This window comes from Methanocalculus sp. MC3, assembly GCF_054767395.1.
Genome location: NZ_BAABMP010000002.1, coordinates 1 through 20,844 on the forward strand (window position 1 = coordinate 1; position 20,844 = coordinate 20,844).

A 20,844-nucleotide genomic window follows, 5' to 3' on the forward strand; every position below is an offset into this window, starting at 1 on the left:
ATATGGGGTCTAGCGTTCCATTTTTGTATTGGGGGAGTTGAACAGTAGTTATGGATCTGGAAGAACTGATATGCCTGATTCAGTCTGAGATAGCATCAGTAATTCCCTGTATATTTAATTAAGGCTCTTAACAAGTTAGGATTGTAATAGAGTGGCAGATCCGGGATCTGGGTAACGTCACACAGTTTAAAATGGGGATGTCTGTGCAGCAGCCGCTGCATAAAATCTGGATCTGGTCATGTGGCACACACGGATCTGATCTGCTCCCCATCTCACACGTGATATCGGATCGTCTCATTCCGTAACAATATCCATCCGGCCCTCTAAAACGACGTCCCCGAGGATGTATCTCACTTTACCTTCGGTATCAAGGTTGACTTCACCGCGTCTGATCATCTGTGCAAGTTCAGTCATTGCTTCAGAAATAACTTCATCTGTCAATGCTGCTGCATTTTGCATCTCAATCTTTAGCGAGAATGATCTTCTCTTCTTCTGGTTCCGATGCATGACTTTGTCAATAAAGCTCTTCATGATATCCTGCTCAGTTCTTTCTTCTCTTTCCTGAAGCTAAAAACGTTTTGAACTGCTCTATCGTTATCGGATCGGGTAGAGTACCGAATTGTATCCCATCAATACTCATGATGGCAGATCTCATGTTTGCCCGTGCAACCAAAACCCCCCTTTCATGAAGGCGAAACAAACATAGCAAACAGGATAAAAGGCTAAACCGAGAATGAAAAGATAAAAGAAATCCATGCCCCAGCCCGGATTTGAACCGGGGACAACCAGATCTTCAGTCTGGCGCTCTCCCAGTCTGAGCTACTGAGGCTTTGGGATTACAATATACGCCAGATCTCTATTTAATACATCCGATCTGATCTGGCCATTGTATCGAGAATCAGGGCGAATCCTTCCTTAAATGGGTAAAGCTTGTTGTAAAGTGCGTATGCTTAGACCCATTTACCATCCTCAATTAACTCAGGTTTATTCTTGCTACAATCTCCAGAAAAACCCTATATCTCATTGATTATCAGAGTCCCACTCTTCTTTCGTTCCTGGTACTCGCCAATCAGGCTGATCTCATCATCATCCGGCTCAATCTCTTCAAAAAGTCGGGCATCAATGTTCTTTTCAATCTTCTGAAGGAGAAAACGTCTATCACTCAGTTTATTGTTGCCATCTGCCACAACCATACATCAGCCTTCATTCATTTAATTTTTCCTGAGTATTCAAAAGAATTTCAAAATACGATGCATCTGTTGATATGAAGCCAGGGTACTCCAATAAAAATAGAAGCATAATTCCCGTTCTCTGGCTTCATGATCTCACCTCCCATCTATCCCTCCCCCTTCCACCGCCCCCATTTATCACGCCTGAAGAACAGACATATCACCATGAGTTCGTCCTCCGGCACCGGCAATCCCGGCAGTTCCGGCAGCTCCACCGGCGCCGGCATCCTTCATCGCATCCGCTCGCTCTTCGGCCCCAAAAAACCAGAGAAGAAGCAGGGGCCGACGTTAGAGGAGCTGGTGCGGGGGCGGACCGCCGGCATCGTCCACCTGACCCATAACGATCTTGATGCCGCCGGGGCAGATGCGATCCACAGGCGGGTCTATGGGCACGACGAGGTCTTCACCGTCTTCTCATCGGTCGGCAGGTTCACAAAGAACCTCAATTCAATAGCAAACGTCCCCGGCAAGGGCGATATCCTCTCCATCTCGGATGTCGGATACCAGAACGGTGTCGATGAAGCCGCACGGCGGGCAAAGGCATCGGGTTGGCAGATCATCTGGCGTGATCACCACCGGTGGAAGCCTGATCAGATCCGGCAGATCGAGCAGTATACAGAAGAACTCACAGTCGATACCTCCACCTGCGGGTGCGGGCTCGTGGCACGGGCACTCGCACCTGATGACCCCGTTGCCGTTGAGATTGCAACCGTCGTCTGCGACTATGATCTCTGGACCCACCGGGACCCGCGATCTGCAATCCTCGGCCAGATCGGATCCATCAATAAAAACCTCAGGCCACTCAGGAACCGATTGGAGCAGGGGATCTTCACCGATGACTGGATCGAGGAGACCTATGCGGAGATCGATCGCGAACGCACCCAGGCCATCAGGACGAGCATCAGGAGGATGAAGATCCGAAAAGGACGATACACAATCGCCTTTGCCCCCCTCATCAACTACCCCAGCGAGACGGCAGCTGCCATCAGGGAAGAATATAAAACAGATATCGAGGTGATCATCTCAGAGAACGGCCGCTTCTCCCTGAGATCAGCCCCGCCCATCTCACACCTCATCGCAGCAGAATTTGGGGGCGGCGGACACCCGAATGCTTCCGGTGGCACCTTCCCCTTCACTTTCCGGGACAAACTCTCCTTCCGGATCCTTGGGACAACCTCCCACTTCAATAGGTTCGTTCAGGTGGCAGAAGCACAAAACACACACTCTAGCGCAGAATAAACGATCCTTCTACAAGCTCGTCCCAGTATGAGGGTTTTTTGGCGGGGGCATAGCCCCCGGTCATGATGTTATCAAGATCCACAAGTTCCTTCGCAGCCCGGAGATCGGCCTCGCCCCCATCCATCACGATGATCTTCCTGACGGTATAGGATCCCATGAGTTCACCAAGCAGCGGCAGGAGCGCCGGTGCAACCGCGATATCCCGCTGCACTTCAAGCACCTTCTCCAGACCACGTTCAGTCGGGCTCATCTGGTGCAGAAAGATCCGCCGGCCGGAGACGAGTTCGAGCTCAAGCGGCTTTGGCTCCTCTTTCAGAAGGATCACGTGCCCAAAGACCCCGGCATCCCGCATCGTCCTGAGGAACTGCCTGAAGAAGAGGATCTGATCCTCATCGGGATCACTACATAGTGAAGCGGCAGAGGGCAGCGACCACCAGCAGTTCTTCCTGACACTGTTCACCGCCTCAATATCATCCAGCAGATCATCTGATGGCGCATCGGGAAGAGATGCGGCCCGTGCCCGATCGAAATAGAACCAGCCTCCGGCCGCAGGAATGTGCACCTCCTTCTGCGCTTCAACTGTCTTCATCAGGTGATAGGTGACCAGATCACCGCCCTGACCAGCGCGGGTCTTTGCCCATTCGCTGAGATCGGAGACTGACGGAGTATCGACCTCGGATCCAAGGCTCCGTACCGGTATTGCCAATCGCTTCGCCATAGTATACCCTGTATTTTATACGATCCAGCGCAAAAAGCATATTGATGAGTGGTACACCGAAACTGGTTACATGCGGACTTCCCTATACCAATGGATTATGCCATATCGGGCACCTGCGGACCTATGTGCCCGCCGACTGCTATGTCAGGCATCTCAGGCGTGCAGGTGAGGAGGTTCTCTTTGTCTGCGGTTCAGACAATCACGGAACTCCGATTGTCGTATCTGCAGAAGAGGCGGGCACCACCCCGCGGGCGCTCTCGGAAAAATACCATGATCATTTCAAAGAGACCTTCGAACGGATGGGTGTCATCTTCGACCATTTCGGGATGACCGACAACAAAACCAACCATGAACGGACTCAGTCGATCATCAACCGCCTGATCGACCGTGGCTATGTCTACTCCGAGATCATCAACCAGAGCTACTGCACCTCCTGCGAGCGTTTCCTGCCTGACCGTTATGTCGAGGGAACATGCCCCCACTGCGGCAAGCATGCCCGGGGAGACGAATGCGATCAGGGCTGCGGCCGCCATCTCGAGCCGGGCGAGATCCAGGATCCCGTCTGCACCGTCTGTAGCACAAGGGCCGAGATCCGCCAGCAGGAACATTATTTCTTCAAGCTGAGCACCTTCCGCGATTATCTCCTTGATTACTTAAAGGATCTCAAGGGGACTACAAACGCGAAGAACTACGCCATCGGCTGGGTTGAGAACGAGCTCCGTGACTGGTGTATCACACGAACCCTTGAATGGGGTGTGACGTTCCCCGGAAACCGGGAACTGGTCGTCTATGTCTGGGTGGATGCACCTATTGGCTACATCTCCTTCACCGAGGAGTGGGCTGATGCCCACAATGATGACTGGAAGAGATACTGGTGTGGCGAGGGCGAGGTAACGCATTTCATCGGCTCAGACATCATCTACCACCACTGCATCTTCTGGCCAGCCCTCCTCCATGCAGCGGGATATGGAACCCCGGATGCCGTCGTTGCATCGGGAATGCTGAAGGTCGAAGATCAGAAGTTCTCAAAATCCCGTGGCTATGTGGTCTGGGCAAACGAAGACTACCTCGATGTCGGGCTCCCCTCAGACTATCTCCGGTACTATCTCCTCAGCTATACAAGCCATACAAAAGAGCTGAACTTCTCCTGGAAGGCCTACCAGGAACGGGTCAATAATGAGCTTGTGAATACGCTCGGCAACTTCATGTACCGGACGATCTACTTTGCAGAAGCAAAACTCGGCGGCATCCCCGACACCCCGGCAGGCCCGGAGATTCTAGAGGAGATCAGGAAGGCACGGGAGAGTGTCGACTCTGCATTCAGATCATTTGAGTTCAAGCTGGCAGTTGACGGGATCATGGGGCTTGCCGGGTTTGGGAACAACTACATCCAGAAGAACGCACCCTGGAAACTGATGAAGACGGATCGCCAGGCAGCAGAATCTGCAATTGCAGACTGCCTCCAGATCGTCAAGGCACTCGCCCTGATGCTCGAGCCGGTCCTTCCGGATGCAGCGGCGAGATGCTGGGCGATGCTCGGCTACACAACTCCGATTGCCGATCACCACCTGGACGAGTGTGACACCCCGTTGTCAGGTGTCACCTTACAGAAGGCTGAGATGCTCTTTGCCAAACTCGAAGACGAACAGTATGCCGTCCTTGAAAAGACCTTCAATGGGCGTGTAGAAGCAGCAAAGAAGAAACAGGCATTAAAAGAGGAGAGGAAACCAATGGTCTCAATGGATGAATTTGCAAAGATGGATCTGAGGATCGGAAAAGTCCTCTCGGCAGAGCCGATCAAAGGATCAAAGAAACTCTTAATGATACAGGTGGATATCGGGTCTGAGACCCGCCAGGTGGTATCCGGGATCGCCCCCTTCTATGCACCAGATACACTCACCGGCAGCCTGGTTGTGATGATCGCAAACCTTGAGCCTGCGACGATCTTCGGTGTTGAGAGCAGGGGCATGATCCTGGCAGCAGGCGATGAGGCTGCCCTCCTGATGCCGAACCGCGAGATCGAGCCGGGAACACAGATCCGGTGATCAACCGGAAAGGTACCCTGCACCAGTGAGATGGGATCGGATCCGCTCCTGGTGCAGAAGCCCTCTCGTTTCGATCTCCACCTCCACCCTGATCTCGGTTGGATGGAGCCCTTTCTCATCCCTTTTCTGGATAATTTCATGGATATTGCCCCCGGCACCAGCGATTGTGCCGAGCAGTTTCGCAAGTGATCCCGGCCGGTCATCGACCACCACCGAGATCGTCATCGAACGATCCCGTGCAACCTGTGCCTGGTGGATCACCCGCTGGAAGAGGGGGAGATCGATATTTCCTCCCGATATGACCAGCACGATCCTGCTCTGCTTCGGAAACATCCCTCTCCCCGAGAGGAGGTAGGCGAGCGGCGCTGATCCCGCCCCTTCCACAACGAGATGTTTTCGTTCGGCAAGGAGGAGGATTGCCTGAACCATCTCCTCTTCCGAGACGATCCCGATCCGATCAACAAATGCCCTGATCATCCCAAACGGCCGTTCGCCAATGATCGGAACCGCAATCCCATCTGCGATCGTCCTGCCGGGAGAAACAAGCTCCCGCTCCTCGAAGGCAAATGCCCGGTATGCGGCATCACAGGCAGCCGCCTGCACGCCGATGATCCGGGCAGGACTCCCGGCACCCTTGATCGCAGCGGCAATCCCGGCGATTAAGCCCCCGCCGCCGACGGGTACGATCACATATGCAAGATCACCGAGTTCCTCGAGAATCTCAGTGCCGATGGTACCTGCACCGGCGATCACATGCTTATCATCATAGGGATGGACAAGAAACGCTCCCCTCTCAGCCAGTACTTGTGCATAGAGGATTGACTCCTGAAGCGTTCGCCCGGCAATGACGATCTCAGCCCCATATCCTCTTGCCGCCTCCTGCTTGGCAACCGATGATCCAGCGGGCATCACGATCGTCGCCCGGACACCCGCAATGCCTGCGGCGAGGGCGACCCCCTGCGCATGGTTCCCCGCAGATGCCGCCACCACTCCGGCACTTCCAATACCCTTTCGATTTTTGAGTATCGAGTGGACGGCTCCCCTCACCTTAAACGAACCCGCCTTCTGGAGTGTTTCGAGCTTCAGGTACACCTCGCAGCCGGTCATCGCCGAGAATGTCGGCGAGTAGACAAGCGGTGTCCGGTGAATATGGGGGCGGATCAGATCCGCGGCATCTGCAATATCCTCGGGGGTGAGCATAGAGGCACAATCTACCTCCATGATGAAAAGATGATCGTTCATAAAGAGGTTTCAGGTGAACACATCTTGCTGAAATGGTTCGGCGGTGATCCCCTGTTCCCGGGGGGAACTGGTTCTGCACCAGATCCGGTAAGAAGAAAGATCGGTAGTTGACAGAAACCACTCGTTGCCAGTACCCACTATCCTTCGCTATCTCTCCCAAAATGCATGCAGAAGAGGGAGGTATACCGGTCCATATAACAGGGCGAATGGCACCTGAGCGTAAACTCCCCTCCGAGGCATTCGGAGAAGAGTGCCAGCCACTGGCTCTGGAGCATATGGTACTCTGTTCTCTCCCCCCGTGGTTGCGTGAAGAACGAGATGACCTCGGTCATAAGGAACTGGTCGACACAGGTCCTGGCGAGATCGATTCGCACATCCTGTGAGAGGATCGAATTGATGATGCTCCCATAGGACTGGTACACGGCGAGTGCCAGATCCGGGGAGTAGATCTCGGGCCGATCATTGTCAGCATCCATCTCGTAGAGAATGAAGTGGTCTATCCGTGGCCTGAGCCGGGAGAGGTGCAGCCTCTTCTCCTCATAGGGCATGTGGTGATAGGCAAGGGAACTTGTTGCGAGATCGAAATGCCGGTATATCCTGCCGGTACAATCCTGAATGCGGCAGTTTTCTTTGCTGATATGCACGCCGGGAAACGCTTCTGCTACCGTCTTCGCGGCAAGCTCCACCATGGCAGCCGATGAATCGATCAGAAAGATCTCATCGATCTCACCAATCCTGCCACCATCACGGAGTTTTTGAAGCAATGCCACGGTAAGGCTCCCATCTCCGCACCCGAGATCCATCATCGAGAACGGTTTTTGGAAATATGGCAGGCTGTCGGCACATTCGGTCACATGCCTTAATCGTGCAGCCTGCATCACAGGGTTTTTCGCAAAGAGCAGGAAGGCTTTGGGATCGAAGAACACCACATATGGCATCTGGAGCTTCCGTTCATGCCGCTCTAAAAAACCGACGAGCTGGGATGCCGAGAATGGCCGATCCCCCTCCAGCCGGGCAGCCTCGGAAAGCCACCCGAACCCGGAATCAACAGATCCCTGTGCCATCAGGAGGGTGCCGATATAGTAGCAGAAGACCGGGAGGAGGTTTGGGCGGATCTGACCTGAGAGGATCTCCGGAACGGAGCCGGGAGTTCTGCCATCTTCGAGGATCTGATCGGCCAGATGTGACCACAGAGCTGATTCCTGAGGAGATAAGAAGAGCATCTCTTCATTTTGTTGCTCCCAAAGGGTGATGAAGATTTGTATCCGACCTGTTCTGATCTTCTCACAACCCCCCTTCCTGTCTATCTCCATCTGGTGCATCGAATTGGTTTTTAAGTGCCCTTTCGTTCCTCTATAGATAACAGGAATACAAGCAGCCTGTAATCACATCTTCTTTCATCTGCTCTTTCACTTTCGCCCTCCGCTGAAGACTATTATAACGCGATCTGACAGAATACTTCATAATCAGCGCTTTGTATTCCATTCCATTTTCGATGGATTGGGAGTTTACGCAAAGCAATGATGATATTTCAGCTTGAGATCAAGGGAGTGTGAAAAGATCACAGATTCAGATCACCCGTATAAACGCCTCTTCAGCCACAAAGAGATGATGGCAGATCTCATCCGTGGTTTCTTTCATCCCGAATTTGCCTCTGCCTGTGACTTTTTGACACTGAAGCGGTGTAATGGAAGTTATGTGACTGATGATCTCAGGGAGCGTGAAGATGATCTCATATGGAGTGTCCGGTACGGTGACCGGACACTGGTCATCTACCTCTTAATTGAATTCCAGTCAGCACCTGACCCGACGATGCCGGTTCGGATCATGTCGTATATGGCACTCCTCTGGCAGGATCTGATCAGAACCGGCCAGGTCTCATCCAGGGAATCATTGCCCGGCATCATTCCCGTTGTGCTCTACAATGGTGAGATCCCATGGACAGTGCCTGATGATATCGGGGCAAGCATCCTGATGCCGGATCCGATAATCCGGTTCAAACCGTCAGTGCCATATCTGGTGGTTGACGAGCTCCGGCTCTCTGTCCATCATCTCTTTGAAGTACGGAACCTTGCAGCCAGCCTCTTTGGCCTTGAGCAGTCATCTGGAAGTGAAGATCTCTTCCGGCTAGGGAAACGGCTGAATGCATGGATGAGGAAGAACCCGGATCTCGATCCATTGCGCCGGGATCTCTCATTATTCTTTGAGAATACCTTAAAGACAGATGAAGATAAACCACTACCAAATCCGTTTTGTGGGGATACCATGTTAAAAGAAAAGGTCAAAAGATGGACAGCAGAGCTGAAAGCCGAAGGAATGGCGGAAGGGGAAGTTAAAGAGCGCCGTACACTCCTTCGCAGGATGAAGGCATTTGGGATGTCCATCAGTGAGATCTCAGAAGTCACAGGATTGCCGGAAGAGGAGATCCGCCACCTGATCTGAAACGGTTTTTATTCAGGTTTGATCCGGTTTGAGCTACCTGATTCTCCACAAACGATCCGGCTCAATTTTTATCGGAATCAGAGACCCGATCTAAATCCCTCTTCTCCCCAATTATCACTCCTTAGAGAGGGGTGCCGTATCCTTTTACCCTCACTTCATGTACCCCGGTTTCTTCTCCTCCTTTTTCCTTCTCCTTCGATCCTTCCCCCCCTCATTGGATGGAACAATTCTGACATGCCTCGGATCTTCAAAGAGGAATACGCACCTTTTCAGCCATCCCAGTCCTCTGGTTCAGAAGTCGCCTGTCTTATCGATTATTATTGTAACTCTTCCTGAGCCCCTTCTGATCACGATCCTCTTCATCATCTCCTCTCCAAGGTGTTCAGGGAGCTCTCCTGACTGCCACGCATATTCTGCTGAAACCGCAGTCTCAGCATTGGCAGGATCAGCGGCTGCGATTGCTTTCAAGGCATAGTATGCAGCGCCATAGGCATGCTGGGGCACATGGGCAGTTGCCACCGCCTGTCCGGCGGCACGTGCGGCGAAAGAGGCCGGGTTATTCGATGCAGCCTCCCTGGCGGCCGCATGGGCGCCAAGAGATGCCCCGCGTATCTCTTCCATCGAAAAGGAGCCAAAATCAATCCACCTCCGGCAGACGTCCAGTGCAGTCCGTGGCCGTTTGTCCCCTGAATATGCACTTTCAAAGAAGGGAAGCACCCGCTCAGTGCAATCTGCCGCCCAGGCGGCCATCAGTTTCTGATCCTCGCGGCTGTACTTCTTCATCGGGATAAGAAGATAAATGGATGTTCTTTGGTCAGGCAGATGGACAAAACCATGGGATGCACCTGCATACACCAATTGGAATACAAACAAAAGAAACGGGCCTGGGGGGATTCGAACCCCCGACATTCGGGTTAGAAGCCCGACGCTCTATCCTGGCTAAGCCACAAGCCCCGGAAGGATATAATAGTTCGATCTCCCGGTTTTTATTCCTTTGTGTGATGCATGATGTCCGGGCACCTCCTTCAACCATACATCATCATGTAAAAAAGTCCATGTTCACTGCATGGGGGGATTCCGACATAGTCACCGGTATATGTACCCGCCTTTCTGTAGTGCTCCTCTCTGCATGGAGACACGTCTCTCCTGATCCGGATAGCTTTATTATTCCAGAGGTTTTTGATCGATTTGTGGAAATAATGATTCAGATGAGGAAGAAGATCACTATCAGAAGGCTGTGCGATCAAATCACTGTTGATCGCCTCAGGGAAGAGGATGTATCTCCATGAAGATCGCTGTTTTAAATGGAAGTCCAAAAGGCGATCTCAGTGTCACCATCCGTTCTGTCCGGTACATGGAGCTGGCAGGGTCCGATCATAGCTTTGATATCATTCCTATTGCATCGGAGATCAACAGGATCGCGAGAGATGAGGCGTATTTCGATGCCCTTATGCAGAGAATTTCCGGAGCTGATGCTGTTCTCTTTGCATTCCCCCTCTATGTGATGCTTGTGCCGGCACAATTCAAGCGTTTCATCGAGCTTGTCTTTGAACGGGGTGCTGGTATTCATTTTCAGGGTAAATATGCCGCCTCCATATCGACATCCGTTCATTTCATGGATCATATCGCCCACAATTACATCCATGCGATATCCGAAGATCTCGGAATGCAGTTCGTTGGAGCTTTCTCGGCACATATGCAGGATCTCTTAAAGGAGGAAGAACGAAAGCGGCTTGAACTCTTCTCATCCATGTTCATAGAGACGATCCAGAAGAAGCCGGTGATACAGCCGATCTACCCGCAGATACACCAAAGCCTCCCCTCCTACACTCCGGTATTACCCATGGCCCCCCTGGAACAAGGCAATCTACGGATTCTTATCCTCACTGATCACAATGCCCCGGATTCAAATTGTGCGAAGATGGTAAACCGGCTCAAAGAGACATTCGGGGGGAAGGCAACAATCGCAGAAATTCCTGATATCGGAATGAAAGGCGGATGCCTTGGATGCTGCCGGTGCGGGTATGACAACACCTGTGTCTATACTGACGGGTTTTCTGAATGGTACAGGAACACGCTCCTCTCATCTGATATCATCATCTTTGCAGGGGAGATCCATGACCGTTTTCTCTCTTCAGGTTTCAAGCAGGTCTTCGATCGCTCATTCTTCATGGGGCATATCCCCGCCTTCAAGGGAAAGACGCTCGGCTACATGGTATCAGGGCCTCTCAGTGAAAACCCTGTCCTGATGGAGTTCTTCAGAGCATTCACAGATAGCGAGGGTGTTCTCTGCGGGCATATCATCAGCGACGAATCCGATGACCCGGCTGAAATAGATCGCAGGATCGACAGCTTCGCATCATCGCTACTCTCCAGTGCAGGAAGCGGATATAGTCCTCCGCCCACCTTCTATGCTGTCGGAGGCCACAAGATCTTCCGGGACATGATCTGGGGAGCTATGCGGGCGATCTTCAGGGCAGATCACCGCTATTTCAAAAGAAATAAACTCTATGATTTCCCGCAGTATGAGTATACAGATCGGCTCCGGTCTCTCTTCCTGACACTTATACTCGCGATTCCAGCGGCAAGAAGGTCGGTCTTTCTCAAAATGAAAGAGCATATGGTTGAAGCCCATGACCGGGTGCTTGAGGGGTATACCCGGTAACACTCTTCTTTTTACTTCCGGCTACCGATACCTTTAACAGTATCCCTGCGTAATGCTCTTCTGTTGCCGCAATGCGGCAGATACAGGAGTTATGACTATGATCCCAACGAAGATGGAAGATCTGATCAATACCCAGATCAATGCCGAGATGTACTCGAGTTACCTGTACCTCTCGATGTCCGCATGGTGCTCGGATAAGAACTGGAAGGGCTTTGCCCACTGGCTCCGCCTCCAGGCACAGGAAGAACTGGCTCATGCGATGAAGTTCTATGACTATCTCAGTGAGCGGGGCGGAACCATTAAACTCACAGCAATCGCAGCCCCGAAGGCCGACTGGAAGGATATCCCTGCCATCTTTAAGGAGGTCTATGCCCACGAACAGAAGGTCACCGGCATGATCAACGCCATGATGACAGAAGCGATCAAGCAGAAGGATTATGCATCTGAGATCATGCTCCAGTGGTTTGTCACCGAGCAGGTTGAAGAGGAAGCGAATGCCTCTGACATCGTCGCAACCCTTGAAAAGATCGGTCCTGCAACAGGCGGTCTCTACCATCTTGACCATCAGCTCGGCAAGCGATAAATGTTAGAATCCAATACCTTTTTTTTGGTGCTGGCGCACCAGAAAACCAGACGATCAGCAGAGGATACCAGATGATTACGACACAGATAAGAATCGCCGGGATGCACTGTGCAACCTGTGCCAAAGCCATAGAGAGCTCTGTTCAACAGCTTGATGGCATATCCTCGGCAGAGGTGAATCTCGCCGCAGAAACACTCCGTGTTGGGTTCGATCCGGATGCTGTATCAATTCGGGATATCGAGGAGGCAGTCAGGGAAGCAGGCTTCTCACCTGTTCCCGAACAACTCACACTCAGGATCAGCGGCATGCATTGTGCCGTCTGTGTCCAATCCGTAGAAAAAGCACTTGCCGGTCTCCCCGGAATTACCTCTGTCTCGGTTAATCTCGGAACAGAACAGGCATATCTCACCTACTATCCGGAAATAACATCGATTGAAGAGATGAAGAAAGCAGTCTCGGAAGCTGGCTTCACCGTCACCGGCAGGGACGATGACCCCGCATCCGGCACCATGGATGCCGTGGCTGCACGTGATCTCCGCATGAAGGCATACAGATCCCTCCTCGGATTTGCAGTCTCAGGATTCCTGATGCTTCTGATGTGGACACACCCTCCTCTCCCGCTCCCGATGCCGCTGATGATGTTTTTCATCGCAACACCGTTCTTTGCCTTCCTCGCATACCCGATCTTCTCTGCGGCCATCCGATCCCTCAGACATGGCATCCTGGATATGGATGTCATGTACTCGCTTGGTATAGGGACAGCATATTTTTCAAGTGTCCTCTCGACCTTTGGGATATTCCTCTCAGCAGAATTCAACTTCTATGAAACAGCAATCATGCTCACTGCGTTCCTCACCCTTGGCCGTTACCTTGAGGCACGGGCAAAAGGAAAGACGGGTGAGGCGATCCGCTCCCTGATGAACCTCCAGCCAAAGACGGCAACCGTGATCAGGGATGGTGTCGGGACGATTGTGCCGGTTGAGGAGATCGCCCCCTATGATCTCGTCCTCGTCCGCCCCGGAGAAGCCATTCCTGTGGATGGAGTGGTTGTTGAAGGAGAGAGCCATGTGGATGAATCGCTTGTGACTGGTGAGCCGCACCCGGTCTACAAAGGAAAGGATGCCAACGTCATCGGCGGCACGATCCCGACAAACGGAGCGATCACGATCTATGCAACAAAGGTTGGAAAGGATACCGTTCTTGCCAGGATCATCAGGATGGTCGGGGAGGCACAGGGGAGCAAGCCCTCGGTTCAGAGGGTTGCAGATACGGTGGTATCCTACTTCATCCCGGCTGTGCTGATCATCGCGTTCTCAGCATTTGCCTTCTGGTACTTCATCGCCGGCTCTCCGCTCCTCTTTGCCGTCACCGCCCTCATCTCGGTGCTGGTCGTCGCCTGCCCCTGTGCCCTCGGGCTTGCCACCCCGACCGCCATCACCGTTGGAATCGGACGGGGTGCAGAACTTGGTATCCTGATTCGAAACGGTGAGGTGCTCGAACAGTCCGGCACCATCACCACCGTTGCCATTGACAAAACAGGCACCCTCACCGAAGGCCGCCCTGAAGTAACAGATATCACACCCTACCGTCGCACCGAAGAAGAGCTTATATCGTATGCAGCATCTGTGGAGCGATTATCGCTCCATCCTCTTGCAGAGGCGATTGTCAGGAAAGCTGAAGAGGCTGATGCACCGCTCCATGAAGTGGCCGGCTTTGAGTCATTCAGCGGAAAGGGGGTCTTTGGATATATTCAGGATCTCCCGGTTCTCATCGGAAACCGCTCCCTGCTTGAGGAACACTCCATTCAGATCCCAAAGAATGCACTTGGATCGATCGTCAGGTTTGAGAGTGAGGGGAAAACCGTCCCCCTCATTGCAGTGGACAGAACCTATGCAGGATGTATTGCCATTACTGATCCGATCAAGGCCACCTCGCATGATGCAGTGAAGGTGTTTGAGGAGATGGGGCTCTCTGTCGTGATGATCACCGGCGATAACGAACACACTGCACAGGTGATTGGAGAGGAGATCGGAATCTCCCGTATCCTTGCTGGCGTTCTCCCCTGGGATAAGGCAGAGGAAGTCTCCCGACTCCAGGAGCGTGGTGAGAAGGTCGCGTTCATAGGGGATGGGATCAATGATGCCCCGGCGCTTGCACAGGCGGATGTCGGGATCGCCATCTCCGGTGGAACCGATGTCGCAGTCGAGAGCGGGGGCATCGTCCTGATGCAGAGCGACCCCCTCGATGCCGCTGCAGCAATCCAGCTCGCCCGAAAGGTTATGGGCAGAATCCGGATGAATCTCTTCTGGGCATTCTTCTATAATATCCTCCTCATCCCGGTTGCAGCAGGGCTTCTCACCCCCTTCTTTGGGATCACCTTCCGCCCCGAATATGCAGGACTTGCGATGGCACTCTCATCTGTGACTATCGTCTCGCTCTCGCTCCTCCTGAGGGGATATAACCCCCCGGCAAAGAAGCGGGGAGATCCACCGGCAGATGCCGGATAACCTCCTTTTTTTTTGTATCCGGGGTAATAGTCTTCTCTTCAGGGGATATCCGTTGAATCGAGGCAAAAATCCATATTCAACGTCTTTTTAACCAATTCGCGTATGTATCGAGTTATAGGTTTATGAGGTCTCAGAACAGATAGTATACAGAAACAACTGTTCCCCTCTTTTCCGGGGGCGTGAGGTACCGGACGATACCGGCCGAGCTGAGCACGTAGAATATAATCTATCAAATTTGTCCGGACTGATAAGAATGGGATACCGTACTCACGCACGCCACACCACCTGCCCTGGGTGTAATGAAGAGATCTATATGGAAGAGCTGGTGAAAGGACAGTGCCCGCTCTGCGGCTCACCGGTTGAAGAGCTTGAGGCTCATGATGAGTCGCTTGATTATGATGACGGATTCGAACGGTCCGAACTATCCTGGCTCGTCCTCCAGTACTTCCTCTTTAAGAAGTTCGAGGATCTCGGAGCAAACCCCCTCCAGGTCTTCCGGCTGTTATCCACTGTTGAAGAGAACGGAGAGGTTGTTGCCACAAAGAAGGAGAAAGAAGAGCTTCCCTATGAACTGGATGCGGAGCTCTCACGTCTGGAGGGGCTGCTCCCAAAGCGATGCAGCTCATGCCGGAAGATCTTCGTCCGGGGTGCAGCAAAGAAGGTCTCCGGCGACCTCCTTCTTGGAGGTATAAAGGTTAACTACCTGTGCGGGAAATGCCAGGGGTAAGAGCGTAAACTCCCCCCAAACTGCTATTTTTCAAAGAAGAATGTGGGTCTGCACCCGCAGAAATAATTAATACGACCGCCCGATAAGGGCAGCCTTACCCACTTTTCCGCAGACTACGCAGGTGCTCCCGCTCACCTTAGCGGCATGAGGTCCACGGAGTTCTGTTCCGAGGAGCGAGGCGTCGGTCTCAGCCTCGATCTGGTCGGCACATTCCCGCTCACCGCACCATGATCCAACGGCAACCCCGGACTCGACCGCAGATCGGATATCCGGGATGGTTCTGCAGATCGTAATCTTTCCTTCCATTGCTGCCTCTGCACGGCCTGCAATCATCGTCTGGATCTGATCCAGCAGTGCCGGGACTTCTCCGGCTGATCCGATCTGCTGTTTCTGCTTGAACCGGTCAACGGCGACAATGGTTCCCGCATCGATATCTCTTGGCCCTATCTCAAGCCGGAGCGGCACCCCATGCAGCTCCCAGTGATAGTACTTCGCACCGGGTCGCATATCGCGGAGATCGAGTTCCACCCGGATGCCGAGTGCCTTCAGCTCGCCCTGGAGTGATTCTGCTGCCGCAAGCACCTCGTCTTTCCGCTTTCCGATGATGATCGGGATGATGACGACCTGCACCGGGGCAACCGAGGGTGGAAGCACAAGACCGGTATCGTCGCCATGCACCGAGATAACCGAGGCGATGCACCGCTCCGATATGCCATAACAGGTCTGGTATGCGAGCTGTTGTTCCCCTTCCAGATCCTCGTAGGTGATATCGAAGGTCTTTGAGAAATGTGTCCCGAGATGGTGGGCGGTTCCGATCTGGAGGGTCTTGCCATCAGGCATGATCGTATCGACAGCGATCGTATAATCCGCACCAGGGAACTTATCCCAGTCAGGACGCTTCGAGATGAGGATCGGAACTCCAAGGGATTCATAGAACTGCGAGTAGAGCCTGATCGCCTCTTCAACCTGTTCAGAAGCTTCTTCCCAGGTACAGTGGACGGTATGGGCCTCCTTGAAGGAGGTGATCTCCCTGAGCCTGATCAGCGGCCGGGTATGTTTCGTCTCATACCGGAAGGTATTCACGATCTGGTAGATTTTTAAGGGGAGATCGGCATGGGATCTCACCCAGAGGGCATACATCGGATAGATTGCAGTCTCACTTGTGGGCCTGAGTGCAAGCTTCACGTCGAGCTCAGAGAGGCCCCCGTGTGTTACCCAGTAGACCTCCTCCTCAAAGCCCTTGATATGCTCGGCTTCTTTCATGAACTCATGATCGGGGATGAGGAGCGGGAAGATCGTCTCCTGATGATCGACATCAAGGAGCGAGCGGAGTATGGCGTACGTATTCTTCCGGATCGAGAACCCAAAGGGGTACCAGACATACAGCCCCTTCACGGGATACCGGACATCCATGATCTCGGCGCGCCTGAGAATCTCATTATACCATGCACTAAAATCGGAAATCGGGGGGAGTGCATCCGTCTTATCTTCCATAGTATGCCACCTAAACGACCAGTACTATGATACCCGGTGTTATAAATGCCTCCGTAATTGCAGCAAGAACAAGGAGGGGGAGGACGGTCTTTGTAAAAACCACCGTATATCGCCGGGCATCTGCTGCGGCATCACCATCTTCGTACAGTTCCCGCCTGATCGACCCTGCCAGCATCAGCCCGAGGGCACCGGCGATGAAGAGGGCGGGAAGTTCGAATATGCCATGAGGGAGGAGGGCGGCGACGACAAAAAGACCTCCCTGAAGTTCGTTTGCCAACTGGGCGACTGCCCCCACGATGATCCCGTTTGTCGCCAGCACAAAGATCGTCAGGATACCAAAGGTAACTCCTCCGAGGAAGAGGATGATGCATGCCTGCAGATTATTCACAAAGAGTATCGCAGCCAGCATGAACGGCCCCTGCTCCATAAGCCCCTCAAGATCCAGCGTCTCAGCGAGTATCTGCATGAAGCTCTCACCGATTGCCGGATCCTGCATGACGAGCACGGCACCAGCACCTGCTGAAAAAACGAAGATGAGGGTGGCAAAGAGGATATTCTTCAGGATATTGTCAGACATGGAGCACCATCCTCATCATGCCCCGGATGCCTGGTGCCATCCCGACGACGATCATCGCAAGCAGGAGGAGATACCATAGGCCGGAATCCCCGTTCTCCCGGCGATACATCTCCAGGATATAGATCCCCGGAATCAGGACGGCCAGTTTCAATGGATACATGGCAAACGCGGTGCCTGTCCAGTCGATGAGCGCTCCGCCGACCACATGCTGCTCCACGTACCGTACCGGGTGGATATCGATCCCGTAGCTCGTGGCACTGGCATCAAGCAGGTGACCGAAGATCAGGAGGGTATAGAGCGGATTTTGCATATACTCCCACCTGAACAGGTACCGAAGCCCTGCATAGGTAATTCCTGTTGTGATGACGGCCATAAGGAGGATGATCACAAGGACAACGATGTCAAAGCTCGTCTGCGTCATCCCCCACCACGCGAGGGTGAAGAATGCCAGCACCGAATAGAGAGTTCCGAGGAGCCAGTATGGCCGGATGAACGTCTCCACAATACCCGCTGTCTCAAGCCACCGTGCGATGAAGAGCGAGATGACGGTGATGAAGAAGATTGTAAAGAAGATCAGCGGCGTGATCAGGAGGAACCGGTAATCGCTCTGTATCATCCCGGTATCCTCGATCACCCTGAGGAATCCGCCGAGGACGACATAGGGGATCGTGGCAAGAACAAACGCACCATCAATCGCAATCTGCTTCCTTGAAAGCCACCGATAGACGAGATAGACTGAAATGATCAGGATCAGGGCATAGGTGAGGGTATCGACTAATGTGTATGCCCCTCCATACCGGATGGGATCAATGTAATATTTGTATATGAAGTCACTAAACATGAAATGATCTCGATGGGCTCAGAATATTTCAAGATACTCAAAAATAAAGTTTTTGATAAGTCAAAATGGATGCAGCTCCCCCGTGATGTGGTCATCGGGCATGATGCCCTCGACCAGATCCCGAGGGTCCTTGAGGAGCTTGCTCTTGGGCAATCGGTCCTCCTCCTCTCAGGTCCAAGGACGAATGGGGCGGTCGGGAGCCGGGTGGCTTCCCTTCTTGAGGGTCAGTTCGATTTCACCCGGCATGTCACTGATGCAATCACTCCTGAGACGATCCGGTCTGTTGAAGAGGCGGGATCAGCAGCCGATATCATTGTGGCGGTTGGTGGCGGCCGGGTGATTGATACTGCAAAGATCGCATCATTCAACCTGGATTGCCAGTTCGTCAGTGTTCCGACTGCTGCATCTCATGATGGAATCGCCTCTTCCCGCGCATCGGTTCCGACAGAAGAAGGAAGTTCGTCACTTGATGCCCATCCCCCGGTCGCAATCGTTGCAGATACCGGGATCATCGCTGCTGCACCCCACCGCCTCCTTGCATCCGGGTGTGCGGATATCATCTCAAACTACACCGCAATACTCGACTGGGAGCTCGCACACCGGCTCCGTGGCGAAGTAATATCCGAGTATGCGATCGCCCTCTCCCGGATGACCGCCGAGATCCTGGTGAAAGATGCCCATCTTATCAGGCCAAACTCTGAAGAAAGTGCCTGGATCGTGACAAAAGCCCTCGTATCCTCGGGAGTTGCCATGAGTATCGCCGGATCGTCGAGGCCTGCCAGCGGAGGGGAGCATAAGTTCGGGCATGCAGTCGAGCGGCTGGCGCCGGGGAAGGTGCTGCACGGCGAAGCATGCGGGATTGGAACGATCATCTCGATGTACCTGCATGGAGGTGACTGGCGTGGGATACGCGATTCCCTCAGAACGATAGGTGCACCGACAACTCCGGCCGAGGTCGGCCTCCCCGATCATATTGCAGCTGAAGCAATCGTGAAGGCAAAAGAGATACGGCCTGAACGCTTTACTATTTTTGATATGGGTATCACACAGGAATCAGCAGACGATCTGATCCGAATGCTGTACCGGGAGTGAGATGTATGACTGAGGCAAAGAACCGGGTTACATTAATTGGAAAAAAACTTGCCCGTGACGGGACAGAATTTGTCTATGTCGGGGTAGTGGATGCATGCAACGGATGCAAGGTGAAGAAGGCCTGTCACAACCTCATTGAGGGGAGGAAATACCGGGTGGTCGATGTCAGGCCGACAACCCACTCATGCCAGGTCTTTGCAGATGGCGCCTGCGTTGTTGAGGTGGAGGAGGCGCCGGTGGTTGCGCTCATCGCCGGTGAGATGGCGATCACAAATTCAAGGTTTATCTATGAGTATACCTGCAACCGTGAGGAATGCAGGAGCTATGATCTCTGCCATCCGGATGGAGTCAATGAAAAGGAAAAATATACGATCACCCAGGTTCTCGGGAGTGCTCCTGACGAATGCCTCAGGGGCCGGAAGAACCTGAAACTTGTTGAGATACTCCCTCTCTGATCCTCTTTTTTTAATTATCACACTGCAATTGACGATCACTTCTCGCCCGCTGACCAGACCGCCTCCTCAAGCTCAAGGAGTGCAGGCCCGCCTTCAAGATCCGCGATCCATTCCCGTGGAATCCCTCCGGCTCCGTGGAGTGCGCCCCCGAGAGCGCCGCAGATGGCGGCTGTTGTATCGGTATCACCACCATGAGAGATGGCAGCCTGTATCATCCCGGCAAAAGTCTCTTCTTCCATGAAACAGGTGATGGCAACATGCGCTGCTTCGAGGGCATCCAGGGAAGGTATCAGCGGTGCGGCTGAAAGGAGTGCAATCCTGTTCCTCACCTCTATGTTTTCACAGAATTTGAGTGCCGAGAAGAACGCCTCCTCCTTTGAGCCGCCACGGCAGAGGATCGAGATCATCTGGTTAACAATGCCGGATGTTGCACCCGCCACCGGGTGGGGATGGGTGGTGGCAGCGGCATATCCGCTCATGATGCGGGCATTTCCGGGGCGGTAGAAGATCCCTATGGGCGCCCCCCGCATCACCGCCCCGTTTGTCCTCCCGCTACCGGAGATCCCCGATACTGCACGCTCCGGGGATGCCCCTCCCTTCACGCGTTCCAGAACCTCCCGGCTTGTAGGTCCGAAGAACTCGGGATGGAGATCATAGATCCGGATCAGGCGGCTCAAAAAATCAATTGCTGAAAACTGATGGCAGGTGATCAGGGTCTCTGCCAGCGCTATCATCTGGAGGGTGTCATCGGTATACTCTCCTCTCCGGGTTAAGAAAGGCCCTCCTCCTGTCATCCGCTTAGGTATTTGATGGATTTTTGGGCTTCCTTCGAAGGGCGCACCCATTGCATCCCCTATTGCCGAGCCAATCAGCGATCCTGGTATGCGCGTGAATTGGAATATAAAGATCACCAATAAATTATATTTGGCTACTCATTAGAGTCTCATCTGAAAAAGGTGATAGGTTGCAGAAAGAAGAACTCATTCAT

General features: G+C 53.1%; 20 protein-coding genes and 2 tRNA genes. 10 read left to right on the forward strand and 12 right to left on the reverse strand.

The genetic code is table 11. From position 1 onward, the window contains the following. Positions 1-294: 294 nt before the first annotated feature. The 3 genes from ACYUBO_RS03570 to ACYUBO_RS03580 form a co-directional block, all read right to left on the reverse strand. Positions 295-531: a hypothetical protein gene (locus tag ACYUBO_RS03570; RefSeq protein ID WP_300329137.1), complete on the reverse strand. Its 237-nt coding sequence runs from the start codon at positions 529-531 to the stop codon at positions 295-297. A gap of 224 nt (positions 532-755) precedes the next feature. Next, a tRNA-Phe gene (locus ACYUBO_RS03575) sits at positions 756-829 on the reverse strand. Between the two features lie 184 nt (positions 830-1,013). Next, a complete protein-coding gene (locus ACYUBO_RS03580) occupies positions 1,014-1,193 on the reverse strand; it encodes a hypothetical protein (RefSeq protein ID WP_460372443.1) in 180 nt (59 codons plus the stop codon). Positions 1,194-1,394: 201 nt separating this feature from the next. Here ACYUBO_RS03580 and ACYUBO_RS03585 point away from each other — a divergent pair, with 201 nt between their 5' ends. Then, positions 1,395-2,468, forward strand: coding sequence for a DHH family phosphoesterase (locus ACYUBO_RS03585; RefSeq protein WP_460372445.1), 1,074 nt, complete (start codon positions 1,395-1,397; stop codon positions 2,466-2,468). On the opposite strand, the gene ACYUBO_RS03590 is transcribed toward ACYUBO_RS03585, so the two are convergent. Beyond that, a complete protein-coding gene (locus ACYUBO_RS03590) occupies positions 2,455-3,186 on the reverse strand; it encodes a type III secretion system chaperone family protein (protein ID WP_460372447.1) in 732 nt (243 codons plus the stop codon). The genes ACYUBO_RS03585 and ACYUBO_RS03590 overlap by 14 nt on opposite strands. 44 nt (positions 3,187-3,230) lie before the next feature. Here ACYUBO_RS03590 and metG point away from each other — a divergent pair, with 44 nt between their 5' ends. After that, positions 3,231-5,231 carry a methionine--tRNA ligase gene (metG, locus tag ACYUBO_RS03595; RefSeq protein ID WP_460372448.1) on the forward strand — a complete coding sequence of 667 codons (2,001 nt, stop codon included), beginning with the start codon at positions 3,231-3,233 and terminating at the stop codon, positions 5,229-5,231. Here the strand turns inward: metG and ilvA are convergent, their stop codons facing one another. Then, the gene (gene ilvA / locus ACYUBO_RS03600) at positions 5,232-6,452 is read right to left on the reverse strand and encodes a threonine ammonia-lyase (protein ID WP_460372450.1); all 1,221 of its coding nucleotides are present in this window, start codon (positions 6,450-6,452) and stop codon (positions 5,232-5,234) included. A 158-nt stretch (positions 6,453-6,610) separates the two neighbouring features. After that, on the reverse strand, positions 6,611-7,786 hold the full coding sequence (locus ACYUBO_RS03605) for a class I SAM-dependent methyltransferase (protein ID WP_460372451.1): 1,176 nt from the start codon (positions 7,784-7,786) through the stop codon (positions 6,611-6,613). 223 nt (positions 7,787-8,009) lie between these two features. Between ACYUBO_RS03605 and ACYUBO_RS03610 the strand changes: the two genes are divergently transcribed. After that, positions 8,010-8,915, forward strand: a complete 906-nt coding sequence (locus ACYUBO_RS03610) for an Rpn family recombination-promoting nuclease/putative transposase (RefSeq protein ID WP_460372453.1) — start codon at positions 8,010-8,012, stop codon at positions 8,913-8,915. A gap of 291 nt (positions 8,916-9,206) precedes the next feature. On the opposite strand, the gene ACYUBO_RS03615 is transcribed toward ACYUBO_RS03610, so the two are convergent. Both ACYUBO_RS03615 and ACYUBO_RS03620 read right to left on the reverse strand, forming a co-directional pair. After that, positions 9,207-9,698 carry a putative immunity protein gene (locus tag ACYUBO_RS03615; protein ID WP_460372455.1) on the reverse strand — a complete coding sequence of 164 codons (492 nt, stop codon included), beginning with the start codon at positions 9,696-9,698 and terminating at the stop codon, positions 9,207-9,209. Between the two features lie 96 nt (positions 9,699-9,794). Beyond that, positions 9,795-9,869: transfer RNA gene (locus ACYUBO_RS03620), tRNA-Arg, on the reverse strand. Between the two features lie 47 nt (positions 9,870-9,916). Between ACYUBO_RS03620 and ACYUBO_RS03625 the strand changes: the two genes are divergently transcribed. The 5 genes from ACYUBO_RS03625 to ACYUBO_RS03645 all read left to right on the forward strand — a co-directional run bounded on the left by ACYUBO_RS03625 (position 9,917) and on the right by ACYUBO_RS03645 (position 15,397). Continuing rightward, the gene (locus ACYUBO_RS03625) at positions 9,917-10,204 is read left to right on the forward strand and encodes a hypothetical protein (protein WP_460372457.1); all 288 of its coding nucleotides are present in this window, start codon (positions 9,917-9,919) and stop codon (positions 10,202-10,204) included. After that, entirely contained in the window at positions 10,201-11,580 is a 1,380-nt protein-coding gene (locus ACYUBO_RS03630) for an NAD(P)H-dependent oxidoreductase (protein ID WP_460372459.1), read from the forward strand. Before ACYUBO_RS03625 ends, ACYUBO_RS03630 begins: the two co-directional genes overlap by 4 nt. A 97-nt stretch (positions 11,581-11,677) precedes the next feature. Then, entirely contained in the window at positions 11,678-12,163 is a 486-nt protein-coding gene (locus ACYUBO_RS03635; protein WP_460372461.1) for a ferritin, read from the forward strand. 71 nt (positions 12,164-12,234) lie between these two features. Further along, the gene (locus ACYUBO_RS03640; protein ID WP_460372463.1) at positions 12,235-14,670 is read left to right on the forward strand and encodes a heavy metal translocating P-type ATPase; all 2,436 of its coding nucleotides are present in this window, start codon (positions 12,235-12,237) and stop codon (positions 14,668-14,670) included. A 253-nt stretch (positions 14,671-14,923) separates the two neighbouring features. Next, complete coding sequence (locus tag ACYUBO_RS03645; RefSeq protein WP_460372465.1) at positions 14,924-15,397, forward strand: hypothetical protein; 474 nt, start codon at positions 14,924-14,926, stop codon at positions 15,395-15,397. A gap of 66 nt (positions 15,398-15,463) precedes the next feature. On the opposite strand, the gene proS is transcribed toward ACYUBO_RS03645, so the two are convergent. The 3 genes from proS to ACYUBO_RS03660 are packed head-to-tail and all read right to left on the reverse strand — an operon-like array spanning position 15,464 to position 18,309. After that, positions 15,464-16,891: a proline--tRNA ligase gene (gene proS / locus ACYUBO_RS03650; RefSeq protein ID WP_460372467.1), complete on the reverse strand. Its 1,428-nt coding sequence runs from the start codon at positions 16,889-16,891 to the stop codon at positions 15,464-15,466. Between the two features lie 10 nt (positions 16,892-16,901). Next, a complete protein-coding gene (locus ACYUBO_RS03655; RefSeq protein ID WP_460372469.1) occupies positions 16,902-17,468 on the reverse strand; it encodes a stage II sporulation protein M in 567 nt (188 codons plus the stop codon). Next, positions 17,461-18,309, reverse strand: coding sequence for a DUF63 family protein (locus ACYUBO_RS03660; protein WP_460372471.1), 849 nt, complete (start codon positions 18,307-18,309; stop codon positions 17,461-17,463). The genes ACYUBO_RS03655 and ACYUBO_RS03660 overlap by 8 nt, the downstream gene beginning before the upstream one ends. Before the next feature lie 12 nt (positions 18,310-18,321). Here ACYUBO_RS03660 and ACYUBO_RS03665 point away from each other — a divergent pair, with 12 nt between their 5' ends. Further along, positions 18,322-19,401, forward strand: coding sequence for an NAD(P)-dependent glycerol-1-phosphate dehydrogenase (locus tag ACYUBO_RS03665; RefSeq protein WP_460373579.1), 1,080 nt, complete (start codon positions 18,322-18,324; stop codon positions 19,399-19,401). A gap of 5 nt (positions 19,402-19,406) precedes the next feature. Beyond that, complete coding sequence (locus ACYUBO_RS03670) at positions 19,407-19,856, forward strand: UPF0179 family protein (protein WP_300331803.1); 450 nt, start codon at positions 19,407-19,409, stop codon at positions 19,854-19,856. A 35-nt stretch (positions 19,857-19,891) separates the two neighbouring features. Here ACYUBO_RS03670 and ACYUBO_RS03675 read toward each other — a convergent pair whose 3' ends face one another. After that, positions 19,892-20,767: an ADP-ribosylglycohydrolase family protein gene (locus ACYUBO_RS03675; RefSeq protein ID WP_460372473.1), complete on the reverse strand. Its 876-nt coding sequence runs from the start codon at positions 20,765-20,767 to the stop codon at positions 19,892-19,894. Between the last annotated feature and the right edge of the window lie 77 nt (positions 20,768-20,844).